The organism is Nocardioides ochotonae (genome assembly GCF_011420305.2).
Lineage (GTDB): Bacteria > Actinomycetota > Actinomycetes > Propionibacteriales > Nocardioidaceae > Nocardioides > Nocardioides ochotonae.
The window spans coordinates 3,448,170-3,470,873 of record NZ_CP061769.1 but is presented as its reverse complement, the minus strand read 5'-3'; the positions used below and the strand labels follow the sequence as shown (position 1 = coordinate 3,470,873).

17 protein-coding genes are annotated in these 22,704 nt (G+C 71.9%); 11 read left to right on the top strand and 6 right to left on the bottom strand.

From position 1 onward, the window contains the following. Positions 1–69: 69 nt before the first annotated feature. The 3 genes from HBO46_RS16765 (at position 70) to pcrA (ending at position 4,466) form a co-directional block, all read left to right on the top strand. Positions 70–1,509: an APC family permease gene (locus tag HBO46_RS16765; RefSeq protein ID WP_166133707.1), complete on the top strand. Its 1,440-nt coding sequence runs from the start codon at positions 70–72 to the stop codon at positions 1,507–1,509. 4 nt (positions 1,510–1,513) lie between these two features. Next, a complete protein-coding gene (locus HBO46_RS16760; RefSeq protein WP_166133705.1) occupies positions 1,514–1,978 on the top strand; it encodes a universal stress protein in 465 nt (154 codons plus the stop codon). A gap of 70 nt (positions 1,979–2,048) precedes the next feature. After that, a complete protein-coding gene (gene pcrA, locus HBO46_RS16755; RefSeq protein WP_166133703.1) occupies positions 2,049–4,466 on the top strand; it encodes a DNA helicase PcrA in 2,418 nt (805 codons plus the stop codon). Between the two features lie 12 nt (positions 4,467–4,478). Here the strand turns inward: pcrA and HBO46_RS16750 are convergent, their stop codons facing one another. The 3 genes from HBO46_RS16750 to HBO46_RS16740 all read right to left on the bottom strand — a co-directional run bounded on the left by HBO46_RS16750 (position 4,479) and on the right by HBO46_RS16740 (position 9,855). Continuing rightward, entirely contained in the window at positions 4,479–5,897 is a 1,419-nt protein-coding gene (locus HBO46_RS16750; protein WP_166133701.1) for a right-handed parallel beta-helix repeat-containing protein, read from the bottom strand. Between the two features lie 69 nt (positions 5,898–5,966). Further along, positions 5,967–8,639, bottom strand: a complete 2,673-nt coding sequence (locus tag HBO46_RS16745) for a glycoside hydrolase family 3 C-terminal domain-containing protein (RefSeq protein WP_224769191.1) — start codon at positions 8,637–8,639, stop codon at positions 5,967–5,969. A 295-nt stretch (positions 8,640–8,934) separates the two neighbouring features. Beyond that, the gene (locus HBO46_RS16740) at positions 8,935–9,855 is read right to left on the bottom strand and encodes a M23 family metallopeptidase (RefSeq protein ID WP_166133697.1); all 921 of its coding nucleotides are present in this window, start codon (positions 9,853–9,855) and stop codon (positions 8,935–8,937) included. A gap of 688 nt (positions 9,856–10,543) precedes the next feature. On the opposite strand from HBO46_RS16740, the gene sucC reads away from it, so the two are divergent. Beyond that, the gene (gene sucC / locus HBO46_RS16735) at positions 10,544–11,710 is read left to right on the top strand and encodes an ADP-forming succinate--CoA ligase subunit beta (RefSeq protein ID WP_166136042.1); all 1,167 of its coding nucleotides are present in this window, start codon (positions 10,544–10,546) and stop codon (positions 11,708–11,710) included. Positions 11,711–11,729: 19 nt separating this feature from the next. Then, positions 11,730–12,614, top strand: coding sequence for a succinate--CoA ligase subunit alpha (gene sucD / locus HBO46_RS16730; protein ID WP_166133695.1), 885 nt, complete (start codon positions 11,730–11,732; stop codon positions 12,612–12,614). A gap of 102 nt (positions 12,615–12,716) precedes the next feature. On the opposite strand, the gene HBO46_RS16725 is transcribed toward sucD, so the two are convergent. Continuing rightward, on the bottom strand, positions 12,717–14,549 hold the full coding sequence (locus HBO46_RS16725; RefSeq protein ID WP_166133693.1) for a SigE family RNA polymerase sigma factor: 1,833 nt from the start codon (positions 14,547–14,549) through the stop codon (positions 12,717–12,719). 100 nt (positions 14,550–14,649) lie between these two features. On the opposite strand from HBO46_RS16725, the gene HBO46_RS16720 reads away from it, so the two are divergent. The 5 genes from HBO46_RS16720 (at position 14,650) to HBO46_RS20665 (ending at position 19,511) form a co-directional block, all read left to right on the top strand. Next, the gene (locus tag HBO46_RS16720) at positions 14,650–15,879 is read left to right on the top strand and encodes a cell division protein PerM (protein WP_166133692.1); all 1,230 of its coding nucleotides are present in this window, start codon (positions 14,650–14,652) and stop codon (positions 15,877–15,879) included. A 19-nt stretch (positions 15,880–15,898) separates the two neighbouring features. Beyond that, positions 15,899–16,528, top strand: coding sequence for a phosphoribosylglycinamide formyltransferase (purN, locus tag HBO46_RS16715; RefSeq protein ID WP_166133690.1), 630 nt, complete (start codon positions 15,899–15,901; stop codon positions 16,526–16,528). 174 nt (positions 16,529–16,702) lie between these two features. Continuing rightward, complete coding sequence (purH, locus tag HBO46_RS16710; RefSeq protein WP_166133688.1) at positions 16,703–18,262, top strand: bifunctional phosphoribosylaminoimidazolecarboxamide formyltransferase/IMP cyclohydrolase; 1,560 nt, start codon at positions 16,703–16,705, stop codon at positions 18,260–18,262. A 12-nt stretch (positions 18,263–18,274) separates the two neighbouring features. Beyond that, positions 18,275–19,126, top strand: coding sequence for a bifunctional methylenetetrahydrofolate dehydrogenase/methenyltetrahydrofolate cyclohydrolase (locus HBO46_RS16705; RefSeq protein ID WP_166133686.1), 852 nt, complete (start codon positions 18,275–18,277; stop codon positions 19,124–19,126). 4 nt (positions 19,127–19,130) lie between these two features. After that, positions 19,131–19,511, top strand: coding sequence for a DUF3017 domain-containing protein (locus HBO46_RS20665; RefSeq protein WP_166390888.1), 381 nt, complete (start codon positions 19,131–19,133; stop codon positions 19,509–19,511). Positions 19,512–19,533: 22 nt separating this feature from the next. Here HBO46_RS20665 and HBO46_RS16695 read toward each other — a convergent pair whose 3' ends face one another. Next, positions 19,534–20,517, bottom strand: coding sequence for a malate dehydrogenase (locus HBO46_RS16695; RefSeq protein ID WP_166133684.1), 984 nt, complete (start codon positions 20,515–20,517; stop codon positions 19,534–19,536). A gap of 113 nt (positions 20,518–20,630) precedes the next feature. On the opposite strand from HBO46_RS16695, the gene HBO46_RS16690 reads away from it, so the two are divergent. Then, positions 20,631–21,353: a hypothetical protein gene (locus HBO46_RS16690; RefSeq protein WP_166133682.1), complete on the top strand. Its 723-nt coding sequence runs from the start codon at positions 20,631–20,633 to the stop codon at positions 21,351–21,353. Here the strand turns inward: HBO46_RS16690 and HBO46_RS16685 are convergent. Then, positions 21,337–22,578: an MIP/aquaporin family protein gene (locus HBO46_RS16685; protein WP_166133680.1), complete on the bottom strand. Its 1,242-nt coding sequence runs from the start codon at positions 22,576–22,578 to the stop codon at positions 21,337–21,339. The two genes, HBO46_RS16690 and HBO46_RS16685, sit on opposite strands and share 17 nt — an antisense overlap. Positions 22,579–22,704: the final 126 nt, after the last annotated feature.

The following is a 22,704-nucleotide window of genomic DNA, read 5'->3' as shown; positions in this document are numbered from 1 at the left end:
TCGTTTCGAGGTCACCGCCCTCGGGTATTGGCAAGCGGTCACTGCCCCCTCACGACGAGGAGCCCGCCCGTGAGCCAGGCAGACTCAGCGCCCCAGACCCAGCCGGAGGGCGAGTCGGAGCTCAAGCGGAGCATCACCGGCCGGCTGCTGTACTTCTACGTCCTCGGCGACGTCCTCGGGTCGGGCATCTACGTCCTGATCGGGGCGGTCGCCCTCGCCGTCGGCGGTGCCTTCTGGATCGCCTTCGCGGTCGGCATCACCGTCGCCACGATCACCGGCCTGGCCTACGCCGAGCTGGTGACGAAGTACCCCCAGGCGGCCGGGGCCGCGCTCTACGTCAACAAGGCGTTCCGCAACCCGATGCTGACCTTCCTGATCACGGTCTGCATGCTCTCCGCGACGTACGCCGCCGCCGGCTCGCTGGCCAACGGCTTCGCGTCGTACTTCCAGACGGTCTGGGAGCTGCCGCCCACGCTGCTGCTGACGGTGGCGTTCATCATCGTCCTGGCCGTCGTCAACTTCATCGGCATCACCGAGTCGGTGATCGCCAACATGGTGATGACCCTCGTCGAGGTCAGCGGCCTGGTGATCATCATGATCATCGGGGTCTGGTACGTCGCCCAGGGCGACGCCCGGTTCGCGACCCTCGTCGAGTTCGACACCGGCGACAAGAGCGCCCTGCTCGGCGTCATCTCCGGCGTCGCGCTGGCGTTCTTCGCCATGACCGGCTTCGAGAACGCCGCCAACGTCGCCGAGGAGACCATCGACCCGGGCCGCACCTTCCCGCGCGCGCTGGTCGGCGGCATGCTCACCGCGGGCATCATCTACGTGCTGGTGGCGGCGGTCACCGCGCTCACCGTGGAGATCCCGGTGATCCAGGAGGCCGGCCGCAACGACGACCCGGCACTGCTGGAGGTCATCGAGAAGGGCATCATCCCGGTGCCCGTCGGGTTCATGACGATCCTGTTCGCGATCATCGCGATGGTCGCGATCACGAACACGACGCTGGTCTCGGTGGTCACCCAGTCGCGCATCCTCTACGGCATGGCCCGCGAGGACGTCGTCCCCGGCATCTTCGGCCGCATCCACTCCACCCGGCGCAGCCCGTGGGTGGCGCTGCTGTTCTCCGCCGTCGTGGTGTGCGGGCTGCTGGCCTCCGGCGCCGACATCGCGCGGCTGGCGACCGTCACGGTCGTCTTCACGCTCTTCATCTACGGCCTGGTCATCGTCTCCGCGCTCAAGCTGCGCGGCCAGGACGAGCGCGAGGACACCTTCACCGCACCGCGAGCGCTGCTGCTCCTCGGCGTCCTGGGCAACGCGGTGCTGCTCGTCTACGTCGTCTACGACGACCCGGGCTCGCTGCTGTGGTGCGCGGGCCTGCTCGCGATCGGCGTCGCGCTGTACGTCGTGGAGCGGATCTTCGGCCGGCGCGACCGGCCCGCCGACCGAGCGCAGGGGGAGTCCACCCTCGGCGAGCCCGTCACCCGTGACCCGCAGCAGGAGGACTAGAGCCATGCACGTCATCGTCGCCACCGACGGGTCCAAGCAGTCCCTGGCCGCCGCCCGCTACGCCCGCGACGTGCTCGACGCGAGCAAGGTCACCGACGTCTCGGTGGTGGCGGTGCTCCGCCCGCTCGCGGCGGTGTCCTTCGCCGACGACCTCTCCCCGGACGACCGCGAGCGGGTCGGCCTCGAGAGCGCGAGCTTCCGCGCCGCCGCGGAGAGCTCGCTGCGCGTGGTCGCGGAGGTCTTCGACGGCTGGGGCCCGCGGGTGCACCGGCGCATCCGCAGCGGCTCACCGGCCAACGAGCTGATCAAGGCCGCCCGCTCGCTCGAGGCGGGGCTGGTGGTGGTCGCCGCCGGCGGGCGGGGGCTCAGCGACACCGTGCTGATCGGCAGCACCGCCCAGCGCGTGCAGCACTCCGCGCCCTGCCCGGTCCTCGTCGTTCGGCCGACCCCGCGGCGCAAGCGCGGCTGAGCGCGCCGGCGGCCTCGCAGCCGCGCCGCCCCTCGCTCCGGGGGTGGTCGCACGTAGGCTGGTCGACAGCATGAGCACCCCCTCCCTTCCCGGTTTCGAGCACCTCCTCGAGGTGCGTCCCGACGACACGGCCCGCCAGCGGCGCGGTCCTACCCGCGAGCAGCTGCTGGACGGGCTCAACGAGCCCCAGCGCGCCGCGGTGGTCCACGAGGGCGCGCCCCTGCTGGTGGTGGCCGGCGCGGGCTCGGGCAAGACCCGGGTGCTGACCCGGCGCATCGCGTGGCTGATCTCCGAGCGCGGCGCCCACCCCGGCTCGATCCTGGCGATCACCTTCACCAACAAGGCCGCGGCCGAGATGAAGGAGCGCGTCGAGGAGCTGGTCGGCAAGCGCGCCCGGATCATGTGGGTCTCGACCTTCCACTCCGCGTGCGTGCGGATCCTGCGCAAGGAGATCGACCGGCTGGGCTACAAGTCCTCGTTCTCGATCTACGACGCCGCCGACTCCAAGCGGCTGATGACGATGATCATCAAGGACCTCGATCTCGACCCGAAGCGCTACCAGGCCGGCCCGATGCTCAACTGGGTCTCCAACCACAAGAACGAGCTGCGCGACCCCGAGGCCGCCACCCAGGAGGCGGCCAACAAGCTGGAGGAGACGTACGCCGCGGCGTACACGATCTACCAGCGGCGCCTGCGCGAGGCCAACGCGCTCGACTTCGACGACCTGATCATGCTGACCGTCCACCTCCTCCAGACGTTCCCGGACGTGCGCGAGACCTACCGCCGCCGCTTCCGCCATGTGCTGGTCGATGAGTACCAGGACACCAACCACGCGCAGTACGCCCTGGTGCACCAGCTGTGCGCCGACGACCCCGAGCACGACCGCCGCGACGACCCGACGGCCGTCGAGCCCGCCGAGCTGATGGTCGTCGGCGACGCCGACCAGTCGATCTACGCCTTCCGCGGTGCCAACATCCGCAACATCCTCGACTTCGAGCAGGACTTCCCGAACGCGACCTCGATCCTGCTGGAGCAGAACTACCGCTCCACCCAGACGATCCTCACCGCCGCGAACGGCGTGATCGCCCACAACAAGGGCCGTAAGCCCAAGCGGTTGTGGTCCGACGCCGGCGACGGCGAGCGGATCGTCGGCTACGTCGCCGACGACGAGCACGACGAGGCCCGCTTCATCTCCAGCGAGATCGACAAGCTCGTCGACGGCGGCGCGAAGGCCTCCGACGTCGCGGTGTTCTACCGCACCAACGCCCAGTCGCGCGTGCTGGAGGAGGTGTTCATCCGCACCGGCCAGCCCTACAAGGTCGTCGGCGGCGTGCGCTTCTACGAGCGCCGCGAGGTGCGTGACGCGCTGGCCTACCTCCGGCTGCTCGCCAACCCGGCCGACGAGGTCTCGCTGCGCCGCATCCTCAACACCCCCAAGCGCGGCATCGGCGACCGGGCCGTGGCCTGCGTCGTCGCGCTGGCCGAGCGCGAGCGGATCACCTTCTGGGAGGCGCTGCGCCGTGCCGAGGAGGCCCCCGGGCTCGCGACCCGCTCGCTCACAAGCATCCGCACGTTCGTCGCGATGATCGAGGAGCTCCAGTCGATGGTCGAGGCGGGGGAGCGGGCCGACGTGGTCCTCGAGTCCGTGCTCGCCCGCTCCGGCTATCTCGCCGAGCTGGAGGAGTCCGACGACCCGCAGGACGCCACCCGCGTGGAGAACCTCGCCGAGCTGGTGGCGGTCGCGCGCGAGTTCAGCGACGACCCGGTCGCAGGCCCCTCCGCCGACCCCAGCGACGTGGACGCCGGCACCGTCGTGCCCGGCCTCACCGACTTCCTGGAGCGGGTGGCGCTGGTCGCCGACACCGACCAGATCCCCGAGGGCGACGAGGGCGTGGTCACGATGATGACGCTCCACACCGCGAAGGGGCTGGAGTTCCCGATCGTGTTCCTCACCGGCCTCGAGGACGGCGTCTTCCCGCACAGCCGTGCCCTGGGCGACCAGACCGAGCTCGAGGAGGAGCGGCGCCTGGCCTACGTCGGGATCACGCGCGCCCGCGAGCGCCTCTACCTCTCCCGCGCCGTCGTGCGCTCCGCCTGGGGCGCACCGGCGCACAACCCCGGCTCGCGCTTCCTCGACGAGCTGCCGGTCGACCTCGTCGACTGGCGCCGCACCGAGGCCGCGCAGACCCGCTGGAGCCGGCCCGACCTCTCCGGTGGTCCCTCCGGTCAGCGCCTCGGCTCGCCGACCGCGGCCGGGCGCCGCAACTTCTCCTCGGCGGCGCTGCGGGTGGACGCAGCGGCGAAGGCGAAGCGGTCGCGCGAGATCCCGTCGCTGGCCCCGGGCGACCGGGTGGTGCACGACTCCTTCGGCATGGGCAGCGTGGTCGCGGTGGAGGGCGCGGGCGACAAGTCGGTCGCCTCGATCGACTTCGGCTCCGAGGGCGTCAAGCGGCTGCTGCTGCGCTACGCGCCCGTCGAGAAGCTCTGAGGGCGCAGCCGCTCACCGCGGGGCGCCGTCGACCTCGGCCTCGTCGGACACCTGCCACGCGGTGCCGCTGACGTCGACGGTGTTGTCGGCGACCTCGACGTCGCGCCCGGCCCGCACCGCGATCCCGTTGGCCGAGCCGGTGATCTCGTTGCCGGTGATGCGCACGTCGTCCGGGGCGCCGGCGCCCCGGCCGTCCGTGCCGGCGTCCTCGGTCAGCAGGACCGCCCAGAACTCTCTGCCCGCGCCGGTGACCGTGTTGTCGCGCACGACGGTCCCGGGCGCGTGGCGCAGCTCGATCCCTGCCACCGAACCGCTGCTCGCGACGATCAGGTTGTCCTCGACGAGGGTGTCGGGGGTGCCCAGGATGACGAGCACGCCCTGCTCGTTGCCGCGCAGCCGGTTGTCGTGGACCCAGTTGCCCGCACCGCTCGCGTCGTGCCGGTGCTTCTCGCCACCGGAGTTGCCGAGCGCGACCGCGGCCGCGTCGACGCCGGTGATCGTGTTGCCGCGGATCTCGTTGAGGTACTCGCCCTCGCCGTGCAGGTCGATGGCGTCCAGGACACCGCCGTCGATGGTGTTGTCGGCGAGGAGGTTGTGGTGGGTGGCGAACTGCAGCAGGATCCCGTGGCGCAGGTGGGTGCCGTCCAGCCGGTTGCCCCGCACCACGTTGTGGCGTGAGTCGTTCGCGGGCCCGGCGTCGCCCTGCGCCCTGCCCTCGACGGTGATGCCGTAGCCCGCGCCGCCCGGTCCGACGCTGGTGGCGTCGGAGACCCGGCAGCCGGTCACGGTCACCTCGCGGCTCGCCTTCACCGAGATGCCGTGGCGCTGGAACAGCTCCACGGCGACGTCCTCCACGAGCACCCGGCGGCTGCCCTCGCCGTCGTCCTCGCCGATCTGCACGCCGTACGCCGGCCCGCCTCCGGGGCCGTCCTCGTCCGGGTCGGTGCCCAGCGGGCCGTCGTACCCGGAGGTGATGGCCAGACCGCGTACGGCGGCGTCCACGACCCCGGTGCCGCGCACGACCGCGCTGTCCTCCTGCCCGTCGAAGGAGGTGCGGAGCACGGTGTCACGCGGTCCGGCTCCGCTCAGCTGGACGCCGTCGGCGAGCAGCAGGTTGGCGTCCTCGTCGTCCGGGTGCGGGGAACGCAGGTCATAGACCCCGCGGGGGAGGAAGACCTCGTCGCCGGCCTCCGCCGTCGCCAACGCCTCCCGGATGGCGGGGGCGTCGTCGCCGGTGCCGGGCGCCGGGTCGGCCCCCAGCTCGGTGACGTCGAAGGAGGTCCCGGTGGGCCGGGGCGGCACCGGGACCTCGATCGGTCTCCCGTCGGGGGCGACCAGTCCGGCCGTGGGCCCGGCCCGGGGACTGGCCGCCTCCTCGGGGGACGCAGGCGGGGCGGGGTCGCCGCCGGTGCACGCGGTCAGGAGGACCACGAGCAACCAGACGGTGATCCCGCCCCGCCGATGCGTCGACACGCTCTCAGGGCGCGACCGACGCCTTCGCTACCTCCTCTGCACCCTCAGGGTGATCGTCTTGGTGGCCCGCTTCGAGGCGTCCGAGCCGGTGTAGATCAGACGCAGCGCGTAGGTGCCCACCGGCAGCCGGGTGAGCTGCACCCGGGCATTGCCGTTGGCGTTGAGGGTGGCCCGGCCGATGACCGCGCCCCTCGTCCTGACCTGGACGGTGCCGGTGGCAGGCTGCCCGGCCGAGAGCACCCGGAAGCTGACCCGGGCGCGGACGTTCGGGGTCACCTTGCGCGGGGTGACCGTGGGATTCACGATCCGCGAGTTCGCCTTCGCGGTCTGTCCGATGTTCACCCGCAGCCCCTGGCGAAGCGGCAGGCTCTCGGAGGATCCGCCCACGGACACCGTGTAGCGCCCGGGGGTCGTGACCCACCGGCCGTCGGCCCAGCGCCGGAGGTCGTCGGGATCCGCGGGGACGAAGTAGGACAGCGGGTGGTTGGAGGCCCTCGAGTCGAGGACCACCGAGACCCGTTGGCTCTCGCCGGGCTCGAGGTCGACCTTCTGGAAGCCGACCAGACGGTTGAAGTCCTGCCGGGCCTCCGGGGGCAGCCTCAGGTAGACCTGCGAGGCCTCCTTGCCGGCGACGTCGCCGGTGTTGGTGACCGTGTAGCCCACCCGCAGACCGGTCTGCTGCCGGTTGGTGCGGATCGTGGCCACGTCGAGGTTGCTGTAGTCGAAGGTCGTGTAGGACAGGCCGTAGCCGAAGGGGAACAGCGGCTCGGTGCCGGTCGCCTGGTACCACCGGTAGCCCATCTTCAGGCCCTCGGTGTAGCGGACGACCCGCTGCGGTGCACCCGGGATCGGGTCGCGGCCGATGCCGCCGTCCACCCCGGTGTTCTCCTGGTAGCCCGGGTACTGCTCCTGGCTCTGGTACGCCGCCTCACGGTCGGTCTTGCCGAAGGTCACGGGCAGCTTGCCGGAGAAGTTGGTGACCCCGAAGAGCGCGTCGGCCACGACGTTGCCGTCCTCCTGGCCGGGGTACCACGCCTCCACCATGGTGCGGACCTTGTCGATCCAGGGCATGTTGACCTGGCCCTGGGTCTTCAGCACCACGACCGTGTTCGGGACCGCGTCGAGCATGCGGGTGGCCAGCTGCTGCTGGTTGGTTCCCGTCACCGTGGGCAGGTCGAGGTCGGGGACCTCCCGGTTGGCACCCGAGACGTTGCCGCCGGGGTTCTCCTCTTGCCAGTTGCTGTTCTTGTCCCACGTCTCGCGGGCCACGTCACCGAGCATCATGATGGTCACGTCGGACCGCTGGGCCAGCGCGATGGCGCTGCCGATGTTGTTGGCGTTGTTGTAGGTGACGGTGGCGTCCTCGGCGCCGAGGGAGCGCAGGGTGTTCAACAGGCCCTGCCTCGGCGTCACCTCGTACGGCGCGCGGACGGAGACGTTGTTGGCGCGGTCGCCGCTGCGCGGCGGCAGCGTGGCCTCGCCGGCGAACCACCGGGCGCCGATCAGGGCCACCGAGTCGATCGCGCGGGAGTTGAGCGGCAGCTGGCCGCGCTCGTTGCGCAGGAGCACGAGGCTCTCCGCGGCCGCGTCCTTGGCCACCTGGGCGTGGGTACCGCCGGGGACCATCTCGTCCTCGAGCTGGTCCCAGGTGAACCCGGTCTCCGGGTTGTCGAAGTCTCCGAACTGGAACATCTTGATGTAGCGCTCGCGCAGCATGTCGTCGATGTCGGCCTCGGTGATCTCACCGTCCCGGATCGCCGCCTTCACGAGGGCGGGCTGGTACCACTCCGGCTCCTCGTCGACCTCGACGTCGGTGCCGGCGAGGATCGAGGGCACCGTGCTCTGCTGGGCGCGCCGGTCGGAGAAGACGTAGCCGTCGAAGCCCCAGTCCTGGCGCAGGGTCTGGCGCAGGAGCGGCCGGCTCTCGCAGTTGTAGCTGAAGTTCACGTACCCGTAGGCGCACATCACCGAGGAGACGTCGGCGTCCTTCACCGCCATCTCGAAGGGCAGCAGGTAGAGCTCGTGCATCGCCCGAGCGGGCACCCGGATGGCGGCGGTCCACCGCTCGAACTGGAACTCCGAGTCGTTGGCGACGAAGTGCTTGGCGGTCGCCTGGCTCACGTTGCGCTCCTGGATGCCGCGGATGATCTGCGAGGCCAGGACACCGGTGAGGTAGGGGTCCTCACTGAAGAACTCGTTGTTGCGCCCGCCGTACGGCGTGCGGATCAGGTTCAGGACCGGGCCCCACAGCACCTGGTGCGCCCAGGCCTGCAGCTCCACGTCGAGGACCCGTCCCCAGTCGAGGGTGAGGTCGCGGTCGAAGGTGGCGGCGGAGGAGATCTGTGCGGGCAGCGCCGTCGCGGTCGGCTCCGGGAGGCAGTCGCCACCGCGGATGCCGGTGCCGCCGTTGGCCATCCGGAAGTCGGGGATCTTCAGCGCGGGAATGCCCTCGATGTGGCGACCGATCAGCGTGAAGTCACAGCCGACGCCGTTGTCGGGGACGCCGTCGTCGAGGTCGGAGTTGTAGACCGGGCGGTTGAAGATCTGCTCGAGCTTCTGGTCGAGCGTCATCGCGTCGATCAGCAGCTCGGCGCGCTGGGCCGCTGGAAGACTCGTGTTCATCCACGGGAGGTCGTCCTCCGCGGTGGCTGGCTGTTGGACGCCGATGGCGGCGCCGAGTGTCGTGACCGTGAGGGCCACTGCGGTCACTGCACTGATGAGTGATTTCTTCATGGGTCACGTTCCGATCGGTGTGTGACGGGAATCACTCAGCATGCGCCGCGTCCGAAGGCCCCGACAAGGGCACTGGATCGGCATCCCGACCCCGCCGAGTCACTTCGGCTGACGGTCGGGCCGAACGCCCTCAAACTCGGGCAAAGCGGTGCGGTGGGGCAGGCGGGGCAGGCGTCAACGACCTCGACCCCACGCGTCGGGGACGCGCGGGGTCGAGGTCGGTGCCCTCAGGCCCGAGGTCGGGCCACCTGGTTCAGTCAGATCAGGGCTGGACGCCGTGGTGCGCCAGGTGCGAGTACGGGTCGACCGGGTCGCCGCCGCCGGGGCGGACCTCGAGGTGGAGGTGCGGGCCGGTGCTGTTGCCCGTGGAGCCCACGGTGCCGATCCGCTGGCCGGCGTTGACCTTCTGGCCCACGGAGACCTCGATGGCGGTCTGGTGGCAGTACCAGATCTCGGTGCCGTCCTCGAGGGTCAGTACGGTCATGTTGCCGTAGGCGCCGTTGTAGCCGGTCGAGGTGATGGTGCCGTTGGCGACCGCGAGCAGCGGCGTGCCCGACGGGGCCGCGAAGTCCAGGCCGGTGTGGGTGCTCGCCCAGAGCCCGGAGGACTCGGCGAAGCGTGCGGTCAGGCGGTAGCCACTGACCGGAAGCACCCACTGGTTGCGCTTGATCTTCTCGGCCTGCGCCTCGGCCTGGGCCGACAGCTTCTGCAGGGCGGAGTTGCGCTGGGCGTTCTTGGCCTCGGCGGACTTCTGCAGCTTGGAGTCGGCGCGGTCGGCCAGCGCGGTGCGCGAGCTGTCGCGGCTGACGACCGAGCCGCGGGGCCGCACGGACCCGGCGCCGCTCTCGCCGCTCAGGGCGCTCGCGGCGACGACCGTGCGCGAGTCGCCGCTGGTCTTGTCGGTGTCCTCGCCGGAGGTGAGGACGACCCCGCCGATCGACACGGCGAGCGCGGCGACGCCCATGGCAGCGGGGACCGACGGCAGCAGTCGGCGCCGACGGGGGGCGGGCTGCTTCACGGCGCGGCGCTTGCCGGGCGGCGCAACGAGCGGGAGGCTCGCGGTCGCCTCGCGGTCGCCGAAGTCGGTGGTGTGGTCGAGGTGGGCGGCGGGCTCGTCCTCGACCCGGCGGACCTCCACCTCGAGGCCGAACGCCTCGGGGTCGAGCAGGTCCGGGCTCGTCACGACCGGGGGGACCTCGGTGAGTGCCTCGGTCAGCGTGGTGCCGGCCGCAGTCGTGGTCAGTTCGATGGTCGGAGTGTCACTACGCCCGGCGACGCGCTTACCGGCGTACCTGATGTGCGTGGTCTCCGAGGGTCGGCGGCGAGCGCCGCGACGTTCCGCTCGGTGATTACCCATGAACAATGGCTCCACATGTGTCAGTGCGTCTCGTGCTTCGGACAGGCGAGGAAGACTCTAGCGGAGCCTTCGTGCCCTCTTGAATCTTCTGTTTGGCCGATTGTGACGCGGATCTGACTTGTTGGGGGGCGATTCCCACAGTCCACGCGGAGAGCCGGTGCCCTGGACCACGTTTCACTCTGTGGGACGTGGCGGGGATCACGATCAAATTCGGCCCCGTCCACCTCAGATCTGGGTACAAAGCCCGATCTCGACGTTGCCTCGCAGAAGGTAGCGCATGGGTGCCGTCGGGCGGTCTCGACCTCCCCAGGTGCGCTGTCATGGGTCTCGAGGTCGTCGTGCGCCGGCCCGAAGGGCCTATGTCGTGCGTCACTCGCCCTGGTCGGCTCTCGTGCCCGGGGGGCCTGCGGGACTAATGTGCGGCGGGTGTGCCGAGAAGGCCGGCCTGTGTCTTGGGTCGAGGGCTCCGGTGCCAACCCGTTGACTGCACGCTGACTAGAGACTGGTGGAATCAGTGGATCTGATGGAGTACCAGGCGAAGGAACTCTTCGCCAAGCATGGCGTGGCCACCACCCTCGGAGTGGTCGTCGAGACCGCCGAGGAGGCCAAGGCCGCCGCCGAGCAGCTGGGCGGCGTGACCGTCATCAAGGCTCAGGTCAAGGCCGGCGGCCGCGGCAAGGCCGGTGGAGTCAAGATCGCCAAGACGGCCGACGACGCCTTCGAGCACGCCTCCAACATCCTCGGCATGGAGATCAAGGGCCTCACGGTCAACCGTGTCCTGGTCACCCCGGCCACCCCGCCGGTGGAGGAGTACTACTTCTCCTTCCTCCTCGACCGCGCGAACCGCTCGCACCTGTGCATCGCCTCGGTCGAGGGTGGTGTGGAGATCGAGGAGGTCGCCAAGACCAACCCCGAGGCCGTCCGCCAGATCCCGATCGACGCGCTGGAGGGGGTCACCCCCGAGAAGGCCGCCGCGATCGTCGACGAGGCCAAGTTCCCCGCCGAGCTGCGTGACCAGGCCATCGAGATGGTCCAGGCGCTGTGGAAGGTCTACGTCGAGGAGGACGCGACCCTGGTCGAGGTCAACCCACTGGCCCGCCTCGAGGGCGACAAGCTGGAGGCCCTCGACGGCAAGGTGTCGCTCGACGACAACGCCTCGGAGTTCCGGCACCCCGACCACGCGCAGTTCGAGATCCGTGAGGAGGCCGACCCGCTCGAGGCGAAGGCCAAGGACCTCGGCCTCAACTACGTCAAGCTCGACGGTGCCGTGGGCATCATCGGCAACGGCGCGGGCCTGGTCATGTCGACCCTGGACGTCGTCGCGTACGCCGGCGAGGCGCACGGCGGCGTGAAGCCGGCCAACTTCCTCGACATCGGCGGCGGCGCCAACGCCACCGTGATGGCGAACGGCCTCGACGTGATCCTCAACGACCCGCAGGTCAAGAGCGTGTTCGTGAACGTCTTCGGCGGCATCACCGCGTGCGACGAGGTCGCCAACGGCATCAAGGGTGCCCTGGAGATCCTCGGCGACAACGCCACCAAGCCGCTGGTCGTCCGTCTCGACGGCAACAACGTCGAGCAGGGCCGCGCGATCCTGGACGAGCTGAACCACCCGCTCGTGACCCAGGTCGACACCATGGACGGCGCGGCCGACAAGGCCGCCGAGCTGGCGAACGCCTGAGATACGGAGACCTGACAACATGACGATCTACCTCAACAAGGACTCCAAGATCATCGTCCAGGGCATCACGGGCGGGATGGGCTCCAAGCACACCAACCTGATGCTCCAGGCGGACTCCAACATCGTGGGCGGTGTCAACGCCCGCAAGGCCGGCACCACCGTCGAGCTCAACGGCAAGGAGCTCCCGGTCTTCGGCACTGTCGAGGAGGCCATGAAGGCCACCGGCGCCGACGTCTCGGTCGCCTTCGTGCCGCCGGCGTTCACCAAGGACGCGTGCATCGAGGCCATCGACGCCGAGATCCCGCTGCTCGTGGTCATCACCGAGGGCGTCCCGGTGCAGGACAGCGCCGAGGTCTTCGCCTACCTGCAGGGCAAGAAGACCCGGATGATCGGCCCCAACTGCCCCGGCATCATCTCGCCGGAGGAGTCGCTGGCCGGCATCACGCCGCACACCATCGCGGGCAAGGGCCCCATCGGCCTGGTCTCCAAGTCGGGCACCCTGACCTACCAGATGATGTACGAGCTGCGTGACTACGGCTTCTCGACCGCCATCGGCATCGGCGGCGACCCGATCATCGGCACCACGCACATCGACGCCCTCGAGGCCTTCGAGAACGACCCGGAGACCAAGGCGATCGTGATGATCGGCGAGATCGGCGGCGACGCCGAGGAGCGCGCCGCGGCGTACATCAAGGAGCACGTGACCAAGCCGGTCGTCGGCTACGTCGCGGGCTTCACCGCCCCGGAGGGCAAGACCATGGGCCACGCCGGCGCCATCGTGTCGGGCTCCTCGGGCACCGCGCAGGCCAAGAAGGAGGCCCTCGAGGCCGTCGGCGTGAAGGTCGGCAAGACGCCGTCCGAGACCGCCGCCCTCATGCGCGAGATCATGAAGGACCTGGCGTGAGCCACTGATCCAACGATCACTGCGTAGGCCCGTCCCCGGTTCGCCGGGGGCGGGCCTTCGTCGTTCCTGCGGTCCGTCCCCCGGTGGGGGCCCGGGTGAGGGTCAGGACCCGCGGACCGGGAGCTGGGCGAGGCGCTTCAGCGAGCGCTCGGCGAGCGCGATGAACGTGCCGTCGCCCATCTGCACCTGCGGCGCCGGCACGAAGCCGATCTGCGAGAGCGCGCCGCCGCGGCGCGCGAGGGCCATCAGGTAGCGCACCGAGGTGGTGTCGGTGATCTCGACGGTCACGTGCCACACCGACAGGTCGACCGGACCCTTGCTGCGGTTCAGCACGAGGTCGACCTCGGTGCCGAGGAAGCGCTCGGGGCAGGTGCGCATCTTCTCGCGCACGTCCGCGACGAAGGCCCGGGCCCGCTCCGGCGGGAGCGCCCCGACGGTCTGGGTCAGCCCGAACGACGCCGGCAGGCGGGCGCCGGGGATCAGGAAGGCGCGGGTGGTGCTGTTCGACCACCCCTTGCCGCGGAAGGAGGCCTGGTCGCAGCGGGTGGCGGCGAAGTTCTGGCGGGTCTGGCGCGGCGCGGTGCCGACCCACGGCTGGCGTACGTCGTCGACCGGGGGGAGGTCCACCTCGGACAGCATCCACGGCACCTCCCCGACGGGGACCGGGCTGACGGTGCGCACCTCTGCGCGTCCCTTGGCGCAGGCGCCGGCCTCGGGCAGGTCGCACACGCGTTGGACCGCGCGCCCGAGCAGCGCGACGTTGCCGCGCACGTCGGGTGAGTCGACGCCGGTCGCGGTGGTCACCACGGCGGTGGTGAACCGGCCGGTCCGCGCGATCGACGCCGTGAGCGTGACCGGGCCGTTCCACTCGCGCAGGACCAGCAGCATCGCCTGGTCGCCGACCCGGCCGATCCGGCGGGTGGAGATCAGCTGGGTGCGGCCCTCGGTGCAGCCGGCGAACCACTGCAGCGTGGTGCTGTAGGCGCGCTGCGCGGCCTGGTCGCGGTCGGAGCCCTCGACGGTCTGGATGGCGGTACGACGTGGCCGGCCCGGCTTGGTGGTGGCCCGGAAGCTCTTCACCAGGTAGCTGGAGCTCTGCGGGTCGGCGTAGCGCTGGCGCTGGCAGGGCAGCGCGGAGCCGTCCCCGTCGGTGTTGGTGTTCGGGAGGCTCCCGCGCCAGCCCCGGGTGGGCAGGGTCGCGTCGAGGTCGCCGGTGGTCAGCAGGTTGGCCGCGTCGAGGCGCGGCGCCGGCGGCTCCTCGGGCCGGGCGCCGCCGCTGGCGCTGGTCTCGCTGCGGTCCAGGCCGGGTCGCACGCCGTCGGGGTTGCTGACCACCACGCCGCCGATCACCAGGGCGGCGACGGTGACGAGCACCCCGGCGGCGGTGTGCAGGCGTCGGCGGGTCAGTCCGCTGCGGCGCACGATGGTGCTGCGCGGGAACCGCACCTCGGAGACGGCCCGGGCGAGCGGGTCCATCAGCCGCCCGACCTCGGAGGGCGCGACGTCGCGGGCCTTGGCCAGCCGGGCGGTGGCGCTGGCCAGCAGGGTGTCCGCCACCGGGCGGATCACGCCGATCTCACGCGCGAACTCGTCGGGTGTGCCGCTGGCCAGCAGCGTGAGCAGCAGGATCCGCCGCTCGTCGATGCTCAGCGTCGCGAGCGCCTCGAGGGTCGCCCGGACCTCCGGGTCCTCGCTCTTGTCCTTGTGCCAGGGGCGGGCGGAGTGCCGGCGCTGGGCGTGGGCCCAGGCGTGCGGGCGGGTCCAGGCCTCGGGGTCCTCGCGCCTGGCCTTGTCCCAGTGGTGCCACGCGATCACGAACGCGTCACGGACCGCGCTGCGTGCCGCCGGTAGGTCGCCGGTCAGCGCGTAGGTCTGCAGCAGCAGGCGCTCGCGTGCGTCCCTGTAGAACGCGTCGAACTCGTCGGGACTCCTCATGGCGGCATCCAACCTACGCGACCCGTGCGCAGCCGACTCGTGGCGAGGTCCGGCGTGGGAGTCGTCGGCGTCCGGTGCCGCGGGTGATGATGGGTCGGTCATGACCTCCCTGCTCACTGCACCAACCCGGGCGCGGACGGACCTGCGCGATCGTCGTCCGCTCGCGCTGGTGACCCTTCTCGCCGGCGCCTGCGCCGCCCTGCTGCCGATGCTGGGCTGCATGGCGCTCGCCGTCGTCGGCTGGTTCCTCAGCGACGCCGGGGCCCACGGCGAGCCCCGCGACGCCCTGCGGGTCGGCGCCCTGGGCTGGCTGCTCGGGCACCGCTCCGGCGTGCAGGTCGACGAGGTCACGGTCACCGTCGTGCCACTGCTGGTGACGCTGGTGTGCGCGTGGACGGTGTGGCGCGTGGGCCTGCGGGCCGGTGCCGCGATCTCCGGGCACGGCCCGGACGCCGACGCCATCGCCGACGGCGTGCGGGACTGGACGGTGCCGGTCGCGACGATGATCTTCACCGCGACGTACGTCGTGCTGGCGGCGGTCACCAGCTCGGTGGCCGGCACCGGCGACAGCGCACCCGACACCGGACGGGTCGTCGGGTGGTCGCTGCTGCTGTGCGTCGTCCTCGGCGGGGCGGCGATCGCGACCGGCTCCGGTCGTGCGGCCATCTGGGCGACGGCGGTGCCGCTGGCGCTGCGCGGGTCGAGCGCGGTGTGCGCCGCGGTGCTGCGCACCTGGTTCGGCGTGTGCGCCGTGGTGCTGGTGCTCGCGGTCCTGGTGGACCTGGGCACGGCCGAGAACATCATGTCCCAGCTCGACCTGGACGCCGGCGACGGCACGGCGTACCTCCTGGCCTCGGCGACGGTGCTGCCCAACGCCCTGGTGTTCGCGGGCTCCTACCTGCTCGGCCCCGGCTTCACCGTCGGCGTCGGCACGATCGTCGCGCCGTCCGGGGTCTCGATCGGGGCGCTGCCGCTGTTTCCGCTCCTCGCGGCCCTGCCCGACAACGGGCCCGCGTCGGCATGGACCTCCCTGACGATGGTGCTGCCCCCGCTGGTCGCCGTGGTGGCGACCGTCCGCGCGCACCGGCACCGGCCGACCGCGCGGTGGGACAAGGGGATCGTCCGCGGCCTCGTCGGCGGGGTGCTCGCCGGTCTGGCCTTCGGTCTGCTCGCCGCGCTGGCCGGCGGCGCCGTCGGTCCCGGCCGGATGGCCGACGTCGCGCCGTTCGCGGGGGACGTCCTCGTGCACGCCGTGACCGCCTTCGGTCTCGGCGGCCTCGTGGGCGGGGTGGTGGCCACCTGGCTGACGCGCCGCTCGCGGCACCGCTGAGGCTCACTAGGATCCGCGGGTGACCGTCTCGCACCCCGCCCGTCTCGTCGTGCTCGTCTCGGGCTCCGGCACCAACCTCCAGGCCCTGCTCGACGCCTGTGCCGACCCGGCGTACGGCGCCCGCGTGGTGGCGGTGGGCGCCGACCGCGACGGCATCGAGGGCCTGGCGCGCGCCGAGCGCGCGGGCCTTCCGACGTTCGTCAACAAGGTCGCGGACTACGGCACCCGCGAGGGCTGGGACCGCGCCCTGGCCGACCGGGTCGCGGCCTTCGACCCGGACCTGGTGGTGCTCGCCGGCTTCATGAAGCTGGTGGGGGAGGACTTCCTCGCCCGCTTCGGCGGCCGCACGGTCAACACGCACCCGGCGCTGTCGCCGTCGTTCCCCGGCATGCACGGCCCCGCCGACGCGCTGGCGTACGGCGTGAAGGTCACCGGCGCGACGCTGTTCGTCGTCGACGCCGGGGTCGACACCGGCGTGATCGTGGCCCAGACGGTCGTGCCGGTCGAGGACGACGACGACGTCGCCTCCCTGCACGAGCGGATCAAGACCGCCGAGCGCGGCATGCTCGTCGACAGCGTGGGCCGGATGGCGCGGGAGGGCTACACCGTCGAGGGTCGGCGGGTCCGCTTCGGCGCCGGACGACGGTGACGTCCCGGGCCCGCGGGTCCGGGCCGGGCAGCGGCGCACCCTCGATATGCTGAGCCCACACGACTGGCGCAGGTGGGACCACCACCAGGGAGTGACCCCCTCGGGGGCAGCACGGAGCATCGACCGCCTGGGTGCTCCCGACGTCCGCACGCACCCGAAGCAGGAGTGAACCCCGTGTCTGAGAACCGTGTCCCGATCAGGCGAGCCCTGGTCTCCGTCTATGACAAGTCCGGCCTCGAGGAGCTCGTCCGCGGGCTGCACGACGCAGGCGTCGCCCTCGTGTCCACGGGCGGCTCCGCGGCCCTGATCGAGAGCCTCGGCCTGCCGGTCACCAAGGTGGAGGAGCTCACGGGGTTCCCCGAGTGCCTCGACGGCCGGGTCAAGACGCTGCACCCCCGGGTGCACGCGGGCATCCTCGCCGACCGCCGCCTGGACTCCCACGTGGCGCAGCTCGCCGAGCTCGACGTCGAGCCGTTCGACCTGGTGGTCTGCAACCTCTACCCGTTCTCCCAGACCGTCGCCTCCGGCGCCGCGCCCGACGAGTGCGTCGAGCAGATCGACATCGGCGGGCCCTCGATGGTGCGCGCCGCCGCCAAGAACCACCCCTCGGTCGCGATCGCCACCTCCCCGGCGATGTACGCCGACGTGCTGCGCGCAGCCCAGGAGGGCGGCTTCACCCTGGTCGAGCGCCAGCGCCTCGCCGCCGCCGCGTTCGCCCACACCGCGGCGTACGACGTGCAGGTGGCCAACTGGTTCGCCCACACCCTCGGCGCCGACGAGGACACCCCGTGGCCGGCGTTCCACGGCCAGGCCTTCGAGCGGGCCGCGGTGCTGCGCTACGGCGAGAACTCCCACCAGCCCGCCGCGCTCTACACCGAGATCGGTGCCGAGCCCGGCCTGGCGCACGCCGAGCAGCTGCACGGCAAGGAGATGTCCTACAACAACTTCGTCGACGCGAGCGCCGCCCACCGCGCGGCGTACGACTTCGACGAGCCGGCCGTCGCGATCATCAAGCACGCCAACCCGTGCGGCATCGCGGTCGGCGGCGACGTCGCCGAGGCCCACCGCAAGGCGCACGCCTGCGACCCGACCTCGGCGTTCGGCGGCGTGATCGCCACCAACCGCCCGGTCACCGTCGCGATGGCCGAGCAGGTCGCCGAGGTGTTCACCGAGGTCGTCGTCGCCCCGGCGTACGACGAGGGTGCCGTCGAGGTGCTGGCCGCGAAGAAGAACATCCGGCTGCTCATCTCCCCGGCGCCGGGCAGCGACCCCACCGAGGTGCGCCAGATCCCGGGCGGCTCGCTGGCCCAGGTCGCCGACCGCTTCCAGGCGCCGGGCGACGACCCGGCCAGCTGGACCCTGGCCACCGGCGAGGCTGCCTCGCCCGAGGTGCTCGCCGACCTCGCCTTCGCCTGGCGCGCCTGCCGCTCGGTGAAGTCCAACGCGATCCTGCTGGCCAAGGACGGCGCCTCGGTCGGCGTCGGCATGGGCCAGGTCAACCGGGTCGACTCCTGCAAGCTCGCCGTCGAGCGGGCGGGGGAGCGCGCGGCCGGCTCGGTCGCGGCCTCCGATGCCTTCTTCCCCTTCGAGGACGGCCCGCAGATCCTCATCGACGCCGGCATCACCGCGATCGTGCAGCCGGGCGGCTCGATCCGCGACGAGCTGACCATCGAGGCCGCGAAGGCCGCGGGGGTCACGATGTACTTCACCGGCACCCGCCACTTCTTCCACTAAAGAGGAGCCGTCATGACTGCACAGAAGCTCGACGGCACCGCCACGGCTGCCGCGATCAAGGACGAGCTGCGGGGCCGGGTCGCCGCGCTGCGCGAGCGCGGCGTCGTGCCCGGCCTGGGCACGATCCTGGTCGGCAACGACCCCGGCTCCACCTGGTACGTCGCCGGCAAGCACAAGGACTGCGCGGAGGTCGGGATCGAGTCGATCCGCATCGACCTGCCCGAGACGGCGACCCAGGAGGAGATCGAGGCGGCCGTGCGCAGCCTCAACGACGACCCGGCGTGCACCGGCTACATCGTGCAGCTGCCGCTGCCCAAGGGCCGCGACGAGAACCGGGTGCTCGGCCTGATCGACCCCGCCAAGGACGCCGACGGGCTGCACCCGACCAACCTCGGCTGGCTGGTGCTCGGCACGGAGGCGCCGCTGCCGTGCACGCCGTACGGCATCGTGGAGCTGCTGCGTCGCCACGACGTGGAGATCAACGGAGCCGAGGTCGTCGTGGTCGGCCGCGGGGTGACCGTCGGTCGCCCGCTCGGGCTGCTGCTCACCCGGCGCTCGGAGAACGCGACCGTGACGCTGTGCCACACCGGCACCCGCGACCTGGCCGCCCACGTGCGCCAGGCCGACATCGTCGTCGCGGCGGCCGGCGTACCCGGGATCATCACCGGCGACATGGTCAAGCCCGGCGCGGCGCTGCTCGACGTGGGCGTCTCCCGGGTCGACGGCAAGATCGCCGGCGACCTGGCCGCCGACGTGTGGGACGTCGCCGGCTGGGTGTCGCCGAACCCCGGCGGGGTGGGGCCGATGACGCGCGCCATGCTGCTCGCCAACGTGGTCGCGGCGGCCGAGAAGGCGCTGGGCTGACCCGATGACCGCGCAGGAGGCACCCGAGGGGGGACCGGACCCGGTCGTCCCGTCCGAGGCCGAGGTGGCAGCGGAGCTCGAGGCGGGCCGGGCGCCGGCCCCGCCCGAGCGCCGCTACCCCTCGACCATCGGGGGTGCCTTCTACATGGGCATCATGGTCGCGGCGTGCATCGGGATGACCATCGTGGTCCTCGGCAGCTGGCGGACCGGGGTGCGGTGGATCGCCGGCGCGCTGGTGCTCGCCGCGTTCCTGCGCCTGGTGCTCCCGCGCCGTGACGCCGGCATGCTCGCCGCTCGCCACCGCATCTTCGACGTCCTGTTCCTGGGCTCCCTCGGCGGCCTGCTCCTCTTCCTCGTGCAGACCATCCCCGACCAGCCCCTCTGACCCCTCGCCCCTTCGGGGAGCCTCAGATGAGGCCGAGGGCGGTGACGGCGTCGCGCTCCTCGACGAGCTCCTGGACCGAGGCGTCGATGCGGGCCCGGGAGAAGTCGTCGATGTCGAGGCCCTGGACGATCTCCCACTCCCCGTCGCGGGTGGTGACGGGGAAGGAGCTGATCAGCCCCTCGGGCACGCCGTAGGAGCCGTCGGAGGCGACGGCCATCGAGACCCAGTCGTTCGCGGCCGAGGCACCGAGCCAGTCGCGGGCGGCGTCGATGGTGGCGGAGGCCGCCGAGGCGGCCGAGGAGGAGCCGCGCGCCTCGATGATCGCCGCGCCGCGCTTCGCCACGGTCGGGATGAAGGTGTCGGCGATCCAGTCCTGGTCGCCGACGACCTCGGCGGCGTTGCGGCCGGACACCTCGGCGTGGAACAGGTCGGGGTACTGCGTCGCGGAGTGGTTGCCCCAGATCGACATCTTGGTGATGTCGGTGACCGAGGCGCCGGTCTTGGCGGCCAGCTGGGAGATCGCGCGGTTGTGGTCCAGACGGGTCAGCGCCGAGAACCGCGCTGCGGGGATGTCCGGGGCGTTGCGCATCGCGATCAGCGCGTTGGTGTTGGCGGGGTTGCCGGTGACCCCGATGCGTACGTCGTCGGCCGCCACCTTGTTGAGCGCCCGGCCCTGCGCGGTGAAGATCGCGCCGTTGGCCTCGAGCAGGTCGCCTCGCTCCATGCCCTTCGCGCGCGGACGGGCGCCCACGAGCAGCGCGAGGTTGACCCCGTCGAAGAGCTTCTCCGCGTCGTCGCCGATCTCGATGCCGGCCAGCGTCGGGAACGCGCAGTCGTCGAGCTCCATCACCACGCCCTCGAGTGCCTGGAGCGCCGGGGTGATCTCCAGCAGTCGAAGCTCCACCGGCCGATCACCGAGTGCACCGCTGGCGAGACGGAACAGCAGGCTGTAGCCGATCTGACCGGCTGCGCCGGTGACAGCCACCTTGAGAGGGGTAGGGCTCACGTTCGACTCCTTCGTCGGAAAGTCACCGCCAACAGCGGTCGCGCGCCCGACGCTAGCAGCGCGGAGGCGCGGCCGGGAGGACTCGCGGACGGCGGATCGGCGATGATGTCGCCATGTCTGCGCCCCGCCCCTCCCGCCGTACGTCGCGCGCCCCGGCGAGCGCCGTGCTCGCCGCCGTCGCGGCGCTCGCGCTGCTCGCCGGCTGCGCGAACTCCCCTGGCGAGGTGCCCCCGACCGGGGTCGACGAGCTGACCGTGCCGACCCCCTCGCCGGACCCGGCCGACTTCGTGGACGCGGTGGACAACGAGTGGTTCCCGCTCGAGCGCGGCAGCGTGCAGCGGTGGCGGGTGCTCGGCGGCGCCGGCGGCGGCGTGCGCGTCGTGGTGGCCGAGGAGCCTCGCGAGGTGGCCGGGGTCGCGGCGACCGTCGTGCGCAGCCGGGCGACCCTCGACCCGGAGGCCGGAGGCCGGGGGTGGAGCAGCCGGGCGCAGCACGACTACTTCGCCCAGGACCGCGACGGCAACGTGTGGTGGCTTGGCCGCGCGGGGGAGTGGGAGGCCGGTGTCGACGGTGCGCAGGCGGGACTGGCGGTGCCTGCGGACCCTCGCCTGGGCGACGGCTACCGGATGGCGCTGCTGGACGGCGTGGTCGAGGACCGGGCGGAGGTCACCGGCGTCGACGAGGACGTGGTGCGCCTCGAGGTGTTCACCGGCGAGGACGCCGCGAGCAGTCTCGGCGCCGACGCCACGCAGGAGGTCATCCTCCAGCGCGGCATCGGCCCGACACGGGTGGAGCGTGAGGACGAGGTGCTCGACCTGCTCAGGGATCCTGCCTGACGTGAGTGGCGCCGTCCTCGGGCCACTCGCCGTCCGGATCGTGCCCGGGGTCGGTCACGCCCGGCTGGGCAGCCCCCGGCTCCACGGCTGACTCCCCGGCCCCAGCCCCAGTGTCAGTGCCAGTGCCAGTGCCGGCACCAGTGGCCTGCTGCCCGGCCTGACCTGCTTGCCCGGCCTGACCCGGCTGCTGCTGGGCGGGGATCCACTGCTGGGCGTGCGGGTCCCACTGCCAGCCGTCCTGGATGATCGGCTCGCCGGCGTACTGCTGCTGGGCGTACTGCTGCTGGCCGTACTGCTGCTGGTCGCCCTGGCCGCCCTGCGCACCCTGGGCGCCGCCCTGCCAGCCGGCCCCGGACTGGCCCGTGTGGGCACCCTCGCCGGTGGCCTGACCCTCGGGCTGGTTCCACTGCTGCTGGTAGGAGTCCGAGCCTCCGTAGCCCGCCGCGCGGGCCTGGGCGAAGGAGAGCCCGGAGCCGGGGACCGGGTCGGTGTCGCGGCCGAAGGCGAGCGGGTAGACCAGTCCGGCAATGGCGGCGCCGACCAGCGGGGCGAGGATGAACAGCCACAGCTGGATGATCGCGTCGCCGCCGGCGAACAGCGCCGGGCCGATCGAGCGGGCCGGGTTGACCGAGGTGCCGGTGGCGGGGATCGCGACGAGGTGGATGCCGACGAGGGCGATGCCGATCGCCAGGGGCGCCAGCGACGGGTGCTCGAAGCGGGCGTCGGTGACGGCGAGGATCACCATCACGAAGATCGCGGTCAGCAGCATCTCGAGCAGCAGCGCCGCCCAGACCGCGTAGCCGCTCGTGTCGTCGCCGAAGAAGTTCTGGCCCATGTTCCCGGTGGCGTCGTAGCCGTCGAAGCCGTGCATCAGCACGAAGAGCGACAGCGCGCCCAGGATCGCGCCGAGCAGCTGTCCGCCGATGTAGAGCGGCAGCTGCGCCCAGGCGACCCGGCCGCTGAGAGCGGCGCCGAGACTGACGGCGGGGTTGTAGTGGGCCCCGGAGATCCGCCCGAAGGCGTAGATCCCGACCAGGAGCGCGAGACCGAAGGCGAGCGCGGTGCCCACGTAGTCACCGCCGCTCATGACGGCTGCGCCGCAGCCGAAGAAGACCAGGATGAAGGTCCCGAGCGTCTCGGCGATCACCTTCTGTGCGGCGTTGGGCTCTGCGTTCGCGAGTTCGGTGTCCGGTTGCGGGGCGGGCGTGGCGCTCGTGTCGGTCATGGTGCTCCTCGAGACGGCCCCGGCATGGCCGTGGGGCGTGTCACAGCACTCTAATCCCGCGGGGGCCGCGTTGCCGAGGCTGTGGCCGGGTGCGAAAGTGATGGGGTCGGAGCCGTCAGGTATCTT